Origin of the sequence: Pelagibius sp., from assembly GCF_965227505.1 — a bacterium.
Classification (GTDB): domain Bacteria; phylum Pseudomonadota; class Alphaproteobacteria; order Kiloniellales; family Kiloniellaceae; genus Pelagibius.
The window spans coordinates 1617549-1631554 of record NZ_OZ245757.1 but is presented as its reverse complement, the minus strand read 5'-3'; the positions used below and the strand labels follow the sequence as shown (position 1 = coordinate 1631554).

Annotated in this window: 12 protein-coding genes; all 12 read left to right on the top strand. The window is 67.6% G+C overall.

Translation table 11 applies throughout. The features are described 5' to 3' along the window. Window positions 1–42: 42 nt before the first annotated feature. Window positions 43–1335 carry an NAD(P)/FAD-dependent oxidoreductase gene (locus ACO06P_RS07765; RefSeq protein ID WP_420349431.1) on the top strand — a complete coding sequence of 431 codons (1293 nt, stop codon included), beginning with the start codon at window positions 43–45 and terminating at the stop codon, window positions 1333–1335. Between the two features lie 10 nt (window positions 1336–1345). Further along, window positions 1346–2518, top strand: a complete 1173-nt coding sequence (locus ACO06P_RS07760; RefSeq protein ID WP_420349430.1) for an NAD(P)/FAD-dependent oxidoreductase — start codon at window positions 1346–1348, stop codon at window positions 2516–2518. Window positions 2519–2525: 7 nt separating this feature from the next. Continuing rightward, window positions 2526–3656: an NAD(P)/FAD-dependent oxidoreductase gene (locus ACO06P_RS07755; protein ID WP_420349429.1), complete on the top strand. Its 1131-nt coding sequence runs from the start codon at window positions 2526–2528 to the stop codon at window positions 3654–3656. After that, window positions 3653–3976 carry a (2Fe-2S)-binding protein gene (locus tag ACO06P_RS07750; protein WP_420349428.1) on the top strand — a complete coding sequence of 108 codons (324 nt, stop codon included), beginning with the start codon at window positions 3653–3655 and terminating at the stop codon, window positions 3974–3976. Before ACO06P_RS07755 ends, ACO06P_RS07750 begins: the two co-directional genes overlap by 4 nt. A gap of 7 nt (window positions 3977–3983) precedes the next feature. Next, on the top strand, window positions 3984–5402 hold the full coding sequence (locus ACO06P_RS07745; protein WP_420349427.1) for an FAD-dependent oxidoreductase: 1419 nt from the start codon (window positions 3984–3986) through the stop codon (window positions 5400–5402). After that, a complete protein-coding gene (locus ACO06P_RS07740; RefSeq protein WP_420349426.1) occupies window positions 5399–6538 on the top strand; it encodes an NAD(P)/FAD-dependent oxidoreductase in 1140 nt (379 codons plus the stop codon). Before ACO06P_RS07745 ends, ACO06P_RS07740 begins: the two co-directional genes overlap by 4 nt. Window positions 6539–6548: 10 nt before the next feature. Next, the gene (locus tag ACO06P_RS07735; protein WP_420349425.1) at window positions 6549–7262 is read left to right on the top strand and encodes an SDR family NAD(P)-dependent oxidoreductase; all 714 of its coding nucleotides are present in this window, start codon (window positions 6549–6551) and stop codon (window positions 7260–7262) included. Between the two features lie 158 nt (window positions 7263–7420). Beyond that, complete coding sequence (locus ACO06P_RS07730) at window positions 7421–8968, top strand: ABC transporter substrate-binding protein (protein WP_420349424.1); 1548 nt, start codon at window positions 7421–7423, stop codon at window positions 8966–8968. 81 nt (window positions 8969–9049) lie between these two features. Beyond that, window positions 9050–9991, top strand: coding sequence for an ABC transporter permease (locus ACO06P_RS07725; RefSeq protein WP_420349423.1), 942 nt, complete (start codon window positions 9050–9052; stop codon window positions 9989–9991). After that, a complete protein-coding gene (locus ACO06P_RS07720) occupies window positions 9988–10884 on the top strand; it encodes an ABC transporter permease (protein ID WP_420349422.1) in 897 nt (298 codons plus the stop codon). Before ACO06P_RS07725 ends, ACO06P_RS07720 begins: the two co-directional genes overlap by 4 nt. After that, window positions 10881–12677 carry an ABC transporter ATP-binding protein gene (locus tag ACO06P_RS07715; RefSeq protein WP_420349421.1) on the top strand — a complete coding sequence of 599 codons (1797 nt, stop codon included), beginning with the start codon at window positions 10881–10883 and terminating at the stop codon, window positions 12675–12677. The genes ACO06P_RS07720 and ACO06P_RS07715 overlap by 4 nt, the downstream gene beginning before the upstream one ends. Before the next feature lie 259 nt (window positions 12678–12936). Further along, window positions 12937–13950, top strand: a complete 1014-nt coding sequence (locus ACO06P_RS07710) for a Bug family tripartite tricarboxylate transporter substrate binding protein (RefSeq protein WP_420349420.1) — start codon at window positions 12937–12939, stop codon at window positions 13948–13950. Window positions 13951–14006: the final 56 nt, after the last annotated feature.

Below are 14006 nucleotides of genomic sequence, written 5' to 3'. Positions count from 1 at the left end.
CGAAAACCGAGCGCAGGATTCCGCTTTCGAAAGAGGCCCAGAGTGACCCTCGACTTCGCGCATACCGCCGAACGCCCGCTGCCCAAACGCGCCGGCGTGGTGGTCATCGGCGGCGGCGTCGCCGGCGTGACGGCAGCACTGACGCTGGCGGACTGGGGCGTCCCGGTGGTGCTCTGCGAGAAGGGACGCATTGCCGGCGAGCAGTCCTCGCGCAACTGGGGTTGGATCCGAAAACAGGGCCGCGATCTGCGCGAACTGCCTCTGATGATCGAGAGCCAGAAGCTCTGGCGGCAGATCGATGCACGGCTGGAAACCGACATCGGTCTGCGCGAAGGCGGCTCCACCTACCTGGCCGAAAGCGAGGCGGAACTCGCCCGGCACGCGGCCTGGCTGGAGCAGGCGAAGGACTTCCAGATCGACACCCGGCTGATGACCGGCGCCGAGGTCGATGCCATGCTGGGGCGGAATGGCGGGCCTTTCGTCGGCGCCCTGCACACGCCCAGCGACATCTACGCCGAGCCATCCCGCGCCGTGCCGGCGGTGGCGCAGCTCGCCGCGGCGGCGGGGGCGGAGATCTTTGAGGGCACGGCGGTCCGCAGCATCGAAACCGCCGGCGGCAGGGTCGCCCAGGTGGTCACCGAACATGGCGCGATCGCCTGCGATGCCGTGGTGCTGGCCGGCGGTGTCTGGTCGCGTCCATTCCTGGAGAATCTCGGCCTGCCGCTGCCGCAGCTTGCGGTCCAGTCCTCGGCCCAGCGCACCTCGGCGGCGCCGCTGATCTCCAACAGCACCCTCGGCGCCAACGGAGCCTCTGTCCGCCGGCGTGTCGACGGCGGCTACACCGTCGCCCGCTCCGGGGCCGCCCGCTTCGATATCATTCCGGCGGCCTTCAGGCACTTCCTAGCCTTTACGCCGATCCTGAAGGACCGCTGGCACATCATGAAGCTGCGCCTGGGCAGCGCCTTCTTCGGCCCCCTGGGGAGTCACCGCTGGCAGGCGGACGAGGTGACGCCCTTTGAGGCGCTGCGGGTCTTCGATCCGGCGCCCGACCATCAGCTTCTCGACAGGGTGATGCGGTCTGCAAGGACCATCTTTCCGCAGCTTGCCGAGGCGCAGCCGGTGGAACGCTGGGGCGGCATGATCGACGTCATGCCGGACGAGATCCCGGTCATCGGCGAGGTCGGGAAGCTGCCGGGCCTGGTCCTGGCGACCGGCCTTTCGGGGCACGGATTTGGCCTCGGCCCCGGGGTCGGTCAGCTGGCCGCACAGCTCGCCTCGGGACGCGATCCGGTGGTCGATCCCCATGCCTTTCGCTATGAGCGATTCGCCCAATGAGAATAGTCCCGTGACACTGCCCGACGTCGCCATCGTGGGCGCCGGAATCACCGGCTGCAGTGCCGCTTATCGCCTTGCCAAGGCGGGCGCCAAGGTCACCGTTGTGGACAGCTTCGGCCCGGCGGCGATGGCTTCCGGCTGGACGCTGGCCGGCGTGCGGCAGTCCGGGCGGCACCCGGCGGAGCTTCCCCTGGCGCGGCGGGCCGTGGCGCTTTGGGCGGATCTCGATGCGGAACTCGACGCAGCGACGCAGTATCGCCAGGACGGAAACCTGCGCCTGGCGCGCAATCCGTCGGAAGTGGAGACCATCCGCACGCTCGTCGCAGAGCAAAGCGCGCTTGGCCTCGATCTCGCGTTCCTTGAGGACGGTCCGCCGCTGCGCGCCATCGCGCCGGCAGTGTCCGAGGACGTTCTCGCCGCCTCCTTCTGTCCAACCGACGGCCATGCCGATCCCGTGGCGAGTGTCGGCGCCTTCGTTGCGGCGGCGCGGCGCCACGGCGCGGACTTCCGTTTCGGTGAGAGGGTCGAGGCGATCGAGGTCGCAGCGGGGCGCTTCTGCGCTCTGCGCACCTCCGCCGGGTTGCTCGCTGCGGGCCGTTGCATCCTTGCCGGCGGGATCGGCGCTAATGCCCTTCTAGAGCCGCTCGGGCTCGCCATTCCCCTGCGCATTCCGATGGTGACGGTGATCCAGACTGCGCCCCTGCCGTCATTGCTGGCGCCGGTGTTGGGTGTCGCCAATGCCGACTGCGCCGCGCGGCAGCAGACGGACGGCTGCCTGCGGGTCACCAGCGGCGTGCAGGACTGGCACGGCGAGATGACGGAAAGCGGGGATGGCTGGCCGAAAGTCGAACCCACGGCCGCCAGCGTCAGGCGCACCATCGATCTCGTCGGCGCCGTGCTGCCGCGCTTTCGGGAAGCGCGGGTGCGCAGGATCTGGGCCGGTCTGCTCGACCTCACGCCCGATGCCCTGCCGGTGATCGACTTGGCGCCAGGCGTCGACGGCCTGATCCTCGCCGCCGGGTTTTCGGGGCATGGTTTCGGCATCGGCCCGGCCACCGGCGAAATCCTGCGCGACCTCGCTCTTGGCCATGAGCCGGAGCTTCCGATCCCGGCCTTTGCCTATGACCGGACGGCCTTGCGGGGGAGCGCCGGCGAGCCCGCCGCGCTCACGCTGCATGGGTGAAGGCACCATGGCGCAGACCCGAGCGGAAACGCATGAGATCGCCATCGTCGGCGGCGGGCTTGTCGGTTCGGCGCTGGCCTACGGCCTGGCGCGGGCCGGGGCCGAGGTGCTGCTGCTCGATGCCGGCGACGACAGCTTCCATGCCTCCGCCGGCAACTTCGGCCTGGTCTGGGTGCAGGGCAAGGGGCTGGGTCTGGCCGAATACGCCGCGCTCAGCCGCCGATCCGCCGACCTCTGGAGCGGTCTTGCCGCGGGGTTGGCAGAGGACAGCGGCATTGACTGCGGCTACCGCCGGACCGGCGGCACAAAGCTCGCACTCAGTGAGGAGGAACTGGCGCGCTTCGAGACGGCGCTGAAGCGTATGCACAATCAGGCGGCGCCCGGCGACAACGATACCCGCATCGTCGACCGCGGGGAACTGATGGACCTCGCTCCGGCGATCGGCCCGGCGGTGGTGGGCGGCACCTACTGTCCCCATGACGGCTTTGCCGATCCGCTGGCGACGCTTGCGGCGCTGCGCCGCGCCCTGCTGCGCCGGCCGAAAGTCCGGATCGTGACGGGCAAGGTGACCGGGTTGAGCGGCGAGCGCGGCGGCGGCTTCACGCTGTCGACCGCTTCGCAGCGCTTCCGCGCCGGAACGGTGGTGCTGGCGGCCGGCCTGGGCAACGCCGCTTTGGCGCCGGCGCTGGGCCTGGCCGCGCCGCTGCGCCCGCAACGTGGGCAGATCCTGGTAACCGAACGCCTGCCGCGCTTTCTCGATCTTGCCTGCCATACCGTCCGACAGACAGGGGAAGGGACGGTGCTGCTGGGTGACAGCCATGAAGATGTGGGCTTTGACCGTGGCACCAGCCAGGCGGTTGCCCGCGCCGTCGTCGACCGCGCGGTGAAAACCTTTCCGTGTCTGGCGGACGCGCGGCTGGTACGTCAGTGGGGCGCCCTCCGCGTGCTCTCGCCCGACGGCTTTCCCATCTACCAGGAATCCGAACGCTTCCCCGGCGCCTTTCTCATGACCTGTCACAGCGGCGTCACCCTGGCCGCGGTGCATGCGCTGGAGCTGGCCGATGATCTTCTCGCAGGCCGGCTTGCGGAGCGCTACCCGGCCTTCTCCGCGGCGCGCTTCGATGAGGCTGTGGCATGAGAGCCTTCCTTCGCAGTGGCGAGGGCGGGGACCGCCTCCGTCTTATCGTTGACGGCAAGGCGGTCGAAGCGCGCCCCGGGGAAAGCGTCGCCACGGCCATGCTGGCGGCCGGTTACCGCAGCTTTGCGCGCAACCCGGCGACGGGGTCGGCCAACGCCCCCTATTGCCTTATCGGCCAGTGTTTCGGCTGTCTCTGCACCATCGACGGCCGCCCCCAGAGCCAGGCCTGTCTGACGCCGGTGGCCGAGGGCATGGTTGTCGAAACAGCCACCGAGACTGCCACCGAGACTGCCACCGAGACTGCCGATGACGGTCCATGAGCGGCCCATGAACGACAGCGCCGATCTTGCCGTCATTGGTGCCGGTCCCGCTGGTCTCGCCGCCGGGGCCACCGCGGCCGGGCTGGGCTTGAAGGTCCTGCTGCTGGACGAACAGGCCGAGCCCGGCGGCCAGGTCTGGCGTCAGGCCGAGCGCATCCTGGCCGGCCCGGACACAGGCAACCTCGCGGCGAGCTATGGCGGCGCGGAGGACGCGGTCACCGCGCTCCGCCGCTCCGACCTCGATTACCGCCCCGGCGCGGCGGTTTTCGATGTCTCCCCGGAGCTGCACGTGAGTTGGCTGGAGCGGGAGGCGGAGGCGAGGCCGCCGCGCTATCGCATTCGGGAGGGGCGGGCGAAGACGCTGATCCTCGCGACCGGCGCCATGGAGCGGCCCCTGCCGTTCCCCGGCTGGACTCTGCCCGGCGTGATGGGTGTCGGCGCCCTGCAGACGGCTCTCAAGGTGGGCGGCCTGCGGCCGGCCCCGGACTCCTTGGTGTTGGCGGGGCAGGGGCCGTTGATGCTGCTCTATCTGGCGCAGGTTTTGGCGCTGGGTGTGCGACCGGCGGCGATCCTGGATCTCGCTCCGCCGGGGCGTCTTGCGGACGCGCTGTCTTCCCTGCCAGGGGCGCTCCTGGGCGATCCGCGGCTGATGGCCCGCGGCATCGGCCTGCTGCTGCGCCGGGCTCTGTCGCGTATTCCGGTTTACCGCAGAGTCACCCATTTGCAGGCCGTTGGCGGTGCGGATCTGCAGTCCGTGCGTTTCGAGAGCCGTGGTCGTTCGCAGGAGATTCCCTGCAGCCTGCTGGGCGTCCACGACGGCGTCATCCCGGCGACCCAGCTGTCGCGCCTGCTGCGCCTCGAGCACCGCTGGCGCGACGGCCAGGGATGCTTCGAGCCCGTCACCGATGACGACGGCGGGAGTTCCGACGAACGAATCTGGATCGCCGGTGACGGCGGCGGGATCGAAGGCGTCGCGCTGGCCGGCCTGCGCGGCCGGCTGGCGGCACTGAAGGCGGCCGAGCGTCTGGGCCGCCTTTCCACGGCGGATTGCGAACGGCATGCAGCGCCGCTGCGCGCGCGCCGCGCGCGCCAGGCCCGCGCCCGGCGATTCCTGGACCGGTTCTACGCGCCGGTGCCGCTGGAGAGTCACATAGACGAGATGACGCCGGTCTGCCGCTGTGAGGGCGTGACCCTGGGGACGATCCGCGCGGCGGTCGCCCAGGGTGCGGACGGCCCCAACCGGGTGAAGACCTTCACGCGCTGCGGCATGGGGCCCTGCCAGGGCCGCTTCTGCGGGCCGAGCCTGGTGCGGGTCATCGCTGCCGAGACCGGCCGGGCGCCGGCGGAGATCGGCGCCTTGCGTATCCGCCCGCCCCTGAAGCCCATTCTGCTGGGCGACTACCTGGACGAGGAGGCCGGTGCGTGAAGGCGTCGCAGGCGGACATTGTGGTGATCGGCGGCGGTCTGATCGGCTTGTCGTCGGCGCTGGCCGCCGCCCGTGCCGGGCTCTCGGTCACGCTGCTGGAGGCGGCGGTCTGCGGGCGTTTCGCCTCCAGCGCTTCGGCCGGCGGCGTGCGGAGTCTGAACCGCCACCCGGCCGAGATCCCTCTGGCCCGCGCGGCGCTGGACCTCTGGCGCCGGCTGCCGGAACTCGTGGGCGATGACGGCGGGTTTTCCGCGGCCGGTCAGATCCGCATCGCCGAGGACGCGGACAGCCTGGCCGCCCTGGAACGCCGTCACGCCATGGTGAAGGCGCTGGGCTACGATCACGAACGCCTCATCGGGCCGCAGGAGTTGAAACGCCGCCTGCCGGATCTCGCTGCCGACTGCAAAGGCGCGCTTGTGGTGGACGATGACGGCTTCGCCGATCCGCTGCGTTGTATACACGCATTCCGCCGCGCCGCCGCAGACGCGGGCGTCATGCTCCGCGAAAACTGCCCCGTGACGGCAATTGAGCGCGGCGGGGACAGGCTGCACGTTGTCACCGCAGAGGGCGTGGTGGCTGCCGGCCAGGTGGTCAACGCCGCCGGTGCCTGGGGCGGCAAGCTGGCAGCGGCGGTCGGCGAGCCGGTGCCGCTGCGCCCGGCGGCCCTGCAGATGCTGGTGACCGAGCGTCTGCCGCCTTTCGCCGAGGCGGTGATCGGCAGCGAAGGGCACAAGCTGTCGCTGAAGCAGTCCAGCGAGGGGACGGTTATCATCGGCGGCGGCTATGAAGGAATGGTCGATCCGGACAGTGGCACGACAGGTCTCTGCCAGTCCAAGGTGCGCGCCAGTCTCGCCACCGCCGTGCGGCTCTTTCCCGGTCTGCGCGGTGCCGCGCTGGTGCGAAGCTGGGCGGGGATCGAAGGCATGGTGGAGGACGGTCTGCCGGTGCTTGGCGCCAGCGCCACGACGCCGGGCCTTGTTCACGCCTTCGGTTTCAGCGCCCACGGCTTTGCGTTGGCGCCGCTGGTGGGCCGCCTGGTGCGGGACCTTTGCCTCGGGCAATCGAACAACGTCGCGCTGTCGCCCTTTGCGGTCGGCCGTTTCGCGGAGACGGCAGAGCAGCCCGGCATCAACTAGGGAGAAAGAGATGCTGGATCCCAAGGGAAGGGTGATCATGATCTCCGGCGCCAGCCGCGGCATCGGCCGGGCTATCGCCGAAAACCTTTACGACAAGGGTTATGCCCTGAGCCTGGGCGCGCGTGACCCCGGCGAGCTGCGGCGGGCCCTGTCCGGCTGGGCGGAGGATCGCCTGCTCTGCTGCCGCTACGTCGCCGAAGAGCGCGCGTCGCACGAGGCCTGGCTGGCTGAGACCCTGGAGCGCTATGGGCGGCTCGACGGTCTGATCAACAACGCCGGCACCACGCTGCCTTTCAGCATTGAAGAAGGAGAGGAAGGGGAGCTTGACCGGCTCTGGGCGATCAACGTGAAGGCACCGCTCTTCATGACGCGGCTCTGCCTGCCGCAGTTGAAAGCTTCGGGCAGCGGGCGCATTGTCAACGTCTCCTCGCTCTCCGGCAAGCGCGTGCGTAACGAGAATGTGGCTTACAACATGACCAAGTACGCGCTGATGGCGTTGACCCACGGCAGCCGCCGTCTGGGCTGGGACGCGGGTGTGCGGGTCACGGCGCTCTGCCCCAGCTTCGTGCGCACCGATCTGACGGCGGACGCCACCAAGATCGGACGCACCGAAATGATCGACCCCGATGATCTGGCGGAGCTGGCCGCCACGGTGATCGCCCTGCCCAACACCGCCGCCGTCGCCGAACTGCTGGTGAACTGCCGCCTGGAAGACACGCTCTAGCTGCGGAGCCTTTGCGCAGCCGCTGCACCAACAACCGTTTTCTTGCTTGGTTGTAGACAGCGATTTCGGCAGGTGCGACAGTCGGCTCCGAAAAACACAGGGGACAAAAAAACCAAGAGCAAGAACGGAAGCCAGAAAAGAAGGAAGAGGAGGAGGACATGAGAACAAGCATTCTGACGTCGGTGACAAGCGCCTTGCTGCTGACGTCATCGCTGGCCTACGCGGACGGCACCACCTTGAACATCGGCATGGCGTCGGCGGACGCCGGCAAGCTGGATCCGCACGTCGCCACCACCACGCCGGACAAGGGCTTGCTGCACTGGATGTTCAACGGCCTGGTGCGGATCAAGCCGGGACAGGCGAGCCCGGCCTTCATCGAGGCCGATCTGGCCGAGAGCTGGACAGCCTCCGAAGACGGCTTGGTCTGGACCTTCCAGCTGCGCCAGGGCGTGGACTGCCACGGCGAGTTCGGCGAGTTGGACGCCAACGACGTCGTGTTCTCGCTGAACCGCGCAGCGAACAAGGAAACCTCTGGATTTGCCAACGATTTCAAGGCCGTATCCTCGATCGAGGCGACCGGTGAATACGAGGTGAAGATCACCCTTTCCGAGCCGGTGCCCAGCCTGCTCGGTCTTCTGGTGCCCTATCACGGCGGCAACATCGTTTGCCAGGACGCGGTCGAGGCCTTGGGCGATCAGTTCCAGCGCCGACCCATCGGCACCGGCCCCTTCATGTTCGCGGAGTACCAGCCGCAGCAGTACGTCAAGCTGGTCGCCAATGAGGACTATTTCCGCGGCGCCCCGAAGATCAAGGAGATCTACTACCGCTACATTCCCTCCGACGCCAGCCGCGACCTCGCCTTTCAGTCGGGCGAGATCGACATGATCTACGGCAAGCAGGACCAGACCTGGGTGGAGCGCATCCGGCAGGTCCCGGACACCACGGTGACGGTGATGGAACCGGGCGAGATGTCGGTCATCCACCTGAACATGACCATGCCGCCCCTCGACAACAAGCTGGTGCGCCAGGCCGTCGCCCATGCCATCGACCGCAGCGCGATGGTGCAGTTCAAAGGCGAAGCGGTCACCCGCGGCGCCGTCTCCCCGGTGCCGGAGGGCTACCTCGGCTTCACCGACGACGTGATGGTCTATGATCATGACGTCGAGAAATCAAAGGCCCTGCTGGCTGAAGCGGGCTTTCCCGACGGCGTGACGCTGAAGACGATCCACACGACGTTGCCGGGTATGCTCACCACAATCGAGGCGGTGCAGGCGCTGCTGAAGCAGGCCAACATCAACCTTGAGATCGAGCCGGTGGAGCACGCTACCTTCCATCAGCGCATTCGCGAAGATGCATCCCAGGTGGTGCACTACTCGGCGGCCCGCTTTCCGATCGCCGACGTGTACCTGACCCAGTTCTATCACTCCGGGTCGATCGTCTCGACGCCAACGGCGATCACCAACTTCTCCCACTGTGCGGTCGCCGACAAGGAGATCGAGGCCGCGCGGGTCGAGCAGAACCCGGACGAGCAGATGCTGCTCTGGGCACAGGCTCAGCAGAAGATCACGGAGGAGGTCTGCTCTGTGCCGATCTACCAGAACCTTCAGCTCTGGGCCTGGAAAGACAGCCTCGACCTCGGTGTCGAAGTGAAAGGCTCGCTCAATCTGAGCCCGCCGATCACGGAGCTTGCCAGCTTCACGAACTAGCTGTCTGCGGCGCGTCGGCCTGGGCCGGCGCGCCGCTCCACCTTTCCCCGCCCCGCAGCCTTCGCAAGCGAGCGCGCGTCAATGAGCAGCTTCATCCTCAAGCGTCTCGGCTTTGCCGTGGTGACCCTGTTCTCGGTTCTGACCATCGTCTTTTTCATCGTCCGCATCCTGCCGGGCGATCCGGCGCTGGTTATTCTGGGAGATCAGGCAAGCATGGAGGCCATCGAGGCCCTGCGCGCACGCCTCGGCCTCGACCGCCCCCTGATCGTTCAGTACTTCGGCTTCCTCTCCGGCGTCGTCTTCGGCGACTGGGGCGTCTCCATGGTTTCGGGCCGCCCGGTTATCGAGGAGATCCTGAAGGTCCTGCCGGCGACCGTTGAGCTCACCGTCGTCTCTCTGATCCTGGGCGCTGCCCTCGGCATTCCGCTCGGCATCTGGTCGGCGATCCGCCGCAACAGCCTGCCCGATTACGTGACGCGCCTCGCCTCTCTGCTGGGGCTGTCCTTTCCGGCCTTCGTCTCCGCCATCCTGCTGCTCCTGGTCTTCGCCATTCAACTGCGCTGGTTTCCGGTGATCAGCTCCAGCCAGGGCGAGACTTTCGGCGACCGCCTGCGGGACCTCGCGCTGCCGGCGATCAATCTGGGCATCATCATGGCCGCCTACATCACCCGCGTCGCCCGTTCGGCCATGCTGGAGGTCCTGAACCAGGACTACGTGCGCACCGCCCACGCCAAGGGCATAGACTTCGCCAGCGTGATCCTGCGGCACTGCCTGCGCAACACGATGATCCCGGTGGTCACGGTGGTCGGGCTCTACCTGGGCATCCTCATCGGAAACTCGGTGCTGACCGAGATCGTCTTCAACCGACCGGGCCTCGGCAAACTCATCGTCGGCGCGCTGAACCAGCGCGACTACACCATGCTGCAGGGCATGATGGTGATCTACACCCTGATCGTGGTGGCGGTGAACCTGATCACCGACCTCACCTACGGGTTCATCGACCCGAGGATCAAGTACCGATGAGCGTGGCGGCGAACGGCCGGCGCGCCTCCTACCTGCGCCTCACCCTGGCCGCGGCAGCCCGCGGCCTCGTTAAGGCCTTCAACACCAACAAGACCTCCTGGGTGGGGCTGGTGGTGTTTCTCATCGTCTGTCTTCTGGCGATCCTGGCGCCGCTGATCGCGCCGCACGATCCGCTGGAGCAGAACATCCTTTATCGACTGAAGGCGCCCTCCGGCGAGCACTGGATGGGCACCGACTACTACGGCCGCGATATCTTCTCGCGCCTGCTCTACGGTGCGCAGATCTCCCTTGTGATCGGCCTGCTTGCCATCGGGGTGGCGATGGTCATCGGCTCGCTGATCGGCCTCTACGCCGGCTACCGCGGCGGGCGCACCGACATCATCCTGATGCAGACCATGGATGTGCTGCTGGCCTTTCCCTCGCTGATCCTCGGCCTCATCGTCGTCGCCATGCTGGGCCCCAGCATCACCAACCTGGTGATCGCCATCGCCTTGACCGCCATTCCACCCTTCGCCCGCATTGCCCGTGCCCCGACCATCGCGGTGAAGGAACGCGAGTTCGTGGAAGCGGGGCGGGCGCTCGGTTACTCCGATACGCGGCTGATGCTGGGGCACATCCTGCCCAACATCCTGCCGGAAATCCTGGTGATGGGGTCGCTCTGGCTGGCCACGGCGATTCGTGTCGAAGCCTCGCTCGCCTTCATCGGCCTCGGCGTCGCGCCGCCGACGGCCACCTGGGGCGGCATGATCCGCGAGGGCTTCGAGAACATTCTCGACAGCTTCTGGCTCGCGCTCTTCCCCTCTTTCGCCATTCTCATCGTCGTCTTCGCCCTGAACCTTCTGGGCGACGGTCTGCGCGACGCCATCGACCCCAAGCTCAGGGGCGAGCAGTGAACGACGCCGCGACGCCGGTTCTGAGCATCCGCAGCCTCACCACCTCCTTTCGCGTCGAGGGTGAGTGGAAGGCGGTGGTGCGCGACGTCAGCTTCGACATCAAGGCGCGCGAAACCGTGGCGGTGGTCGGCGAGTCCGGTTCCGGCAAGAGCGTTACGGCGCTCTCCATCATGCGCCTCATCCCGACCGCAAACGGCCGCATCGCCGGCGAGATCGCGCTCGAGGGCCGCACGCTGACCGACCTTCCTGAAGAGGCCATGCGCGATGTCCGCGGCGGCGATATCGGCATGATCTTTCAGGAGCCCATGACCTCCCTCAACCCGGTGCTGACGGTGGGGTTTCAGGTCTCTGAGGCCCTGCGGCGGCATCGCGGATTGGGCAGCGCGGAGGCGGACCGCGAGGCTCTGCGCCTTTTCGACCTCGTGCGGATCCCCGATGCCAAGCACCGCTTCACCGAATATCCGCATACCTTCTCCGGCGGCATGCGCCAGCGCGTGATGATTGCCATGGCACTGGCCTGCCGCCCCAAGCTCCTGATCGCCGACGAGCCGACGACCGCGCTCGACGTCACCATCCAGGCCCAGATCCTGGAACTGATCCGCGAGTTGCAGGTTGAGATCGGCATGTCGGTGATGTTCATAACCCACGACATGGGCGTTGTCGCAGAGATCGCCGATCGGGTCGTGGTCATGCTGGAGGGCGAGAAGGTGGAGGAGGACAGCGTGGCGCCGCTTTTCGCGGCGCCGCGGCACGCCTACACCCAGCGTCTGCTGGCGGCCGTCCCGAAGCTGGGCTCGCTGACGGGCAGCACCCTGCCGAAGCGGTTTCCGACCGGCCGGCAGGAGGCTGTCTCCGAGGAGCCCGACCGGCGTGGCGAGCCGATCCTGCAGGTCATGGACCTTACGACACGCTTTCCGGTGCGTGGCGGGTTCCTGGGCCGTGTCACCGGCAATGTGCACGCCGTCGAAGGCGTTTCCTTCAGCCTGCGTGGCGGCGAGACCCTTTCCCTGGTGGGAGAAAGCGGCTGCGGCAAGTCCACCACCGGACGCTCGATCCTGCGGCTGGTCGAGCCCGTCGCCGGCAGTATCCGCTTCGAGGGCAAGGATGTCATGCAGGCCGACAAGGCCGGACTGCGCGACATCCGCAAGCGCCTGCAGATGATTTTCCAGGACCCCTACGGCTCCCTCAATCCGCGCAAGACCGTCGGGTCGGCGATCCGCGAACCCATGCTGGTCCACGGCCTCTGCAGCCGCGAGGAGGCGGACGAGCGGGTCGAAAAGCTGCTGCTGCAGGTCGGCCTGGAGCCGGCCCACGCGCTGCGCTTCCCGCACGAGTTCTCGGGCGGCCAGCGCCAGCGTCTCTGCATCGCCCGCTCGCTGGGCCTGGAGCCGCGGGTGATCGTCGCCGACGAGTCGGTCTCCGCGCTCGACGTCTCCATAAAGGCGCAGGTCATCAACCTGATGCTCGATCTGCAGGCCGATCTCGGCCTTGCCTACCTGTTCATCAGCCACGACATCGCCATCGTCGAACGGGTCAGCCACCGCATCGCGGTCATGCTGCTGGGCGAGGTGGTGGAGATCGGTCCGCGCGCGGCCGTGTTGGACGATCCGCGCCATCCCTACACCCAAAAACTCATTCGGGCGGTGCCGCGGCCGGACCCGGCGCTGCGCCGCGGCCGCGCCGGGCTCGACACGGAAGAGATCATGAGCCCGGTCCGGCCGGTCAGCTATGAGGTCGCCCAACGCCCGATGATCGAGGTCGGGCCCGACCACTTCGTGCGTGCCTTTGACTAAAGCGGGCAAGCGGGCGGCCCAGCAAGCCGCCAACCCGCAGGCCGCGCTGCCGGCCTGACGGGCAGGGACTCTCCTGACCCAAACACACGCCCGGGCAGGGATCGCAGACCTGGCGACGGATATCGCCGTGCGGACCGAGGCCTCCTGACGGTGGGACCGAAGGCGGGCCTGACAGGGCTTGACTTGGCCCGCGAACAGATATTACCTACTAGTTGGTAACAAAGAGCGGATTCTAACTGCTCACAACCGGGAGGAAAGAATGACCCTTAAGCATCTTGCCGGGGCGGCGCTTTTCGCCGCGATCTCTTTGCCGGGCACCGCGGCGCTCGCAGACTGGCAGCCGGAGAAGCCGATCAACATCATCGTTCCCTGGTCGGCGGGCGGATCCACCGATCAGGTGACGCGCGTCGTCGCGCCGCTTCTGGAGGAGGCCCTCGGCACGAAGATCGTCGTCGTCAACCAGCCGGGCGCGTCGGGCTCCATCGGCACCAAGGCGGCGCTGGATGCGCCGCGTGACGGCTATACCTGGACCGCCAATGCAATCGCCAACAATGCGACCTATGCCGTGACGGGATTGATCGAGAACACTTCGATCGACGACTATGAAATCTATCTCCACGTGGCCAACGTACCGGTCGTCAGTGTGAATGCGGATTCGCCCTATGCGGACTTCGGCGCCCTTCTGGAGGCGATGAAGGGCGACAAGGTGACAGTCGGCACTGCCGGTGTGAATTCCTCCGGCGGCATGGCGCTGGCGGCGATCAAGGAAGAGGTCAAGGAGGGCTTCAACGCCCGCATGGTGACCTATGACGGCGGCAATCCGGCGGTTCTGGCGGCGGCCAGCGGTGAAGTGGTGGCCACCACGCAGCTGGCGGTCGAGCAGACAGAGATGATCCGGGCCGGGCGCCTGCGCGGTCTTGCCGTTCTCTCCGACCAGCCGCTGGTGGTCGAGGGGATACCTCCGATTCCGCCGATCACGCAGTGGCTGCCCGAGATGCCCATTGCGGCCGACTACTTCGGCGTCTTCATTCCCACGGGCGCACCGCAGGAGGTCTACGACACGGTGGCGAAGGTCTGGCAGGAAAAAGTCATGACCTCGCCGGAACTGCAGGCCTATGCCTCGGAACGCGGCGCTGTTTTCGCTCCGAGCTACGGTGACAAGGCACGCGAGGTCGCGATGCCGGTGGTGATCGCCGAGGCCTGCGCCCGGGTGACCCGCGGCGAAGCCGTTGTCGATCCATCGGAAATCGGCATCGAGTGCAAGACCGAATAGCGGCACAGCGGCCGGAGGCGCCGTCGCCCGAAAGACGGTCGTCTCCGGCCGCAGGT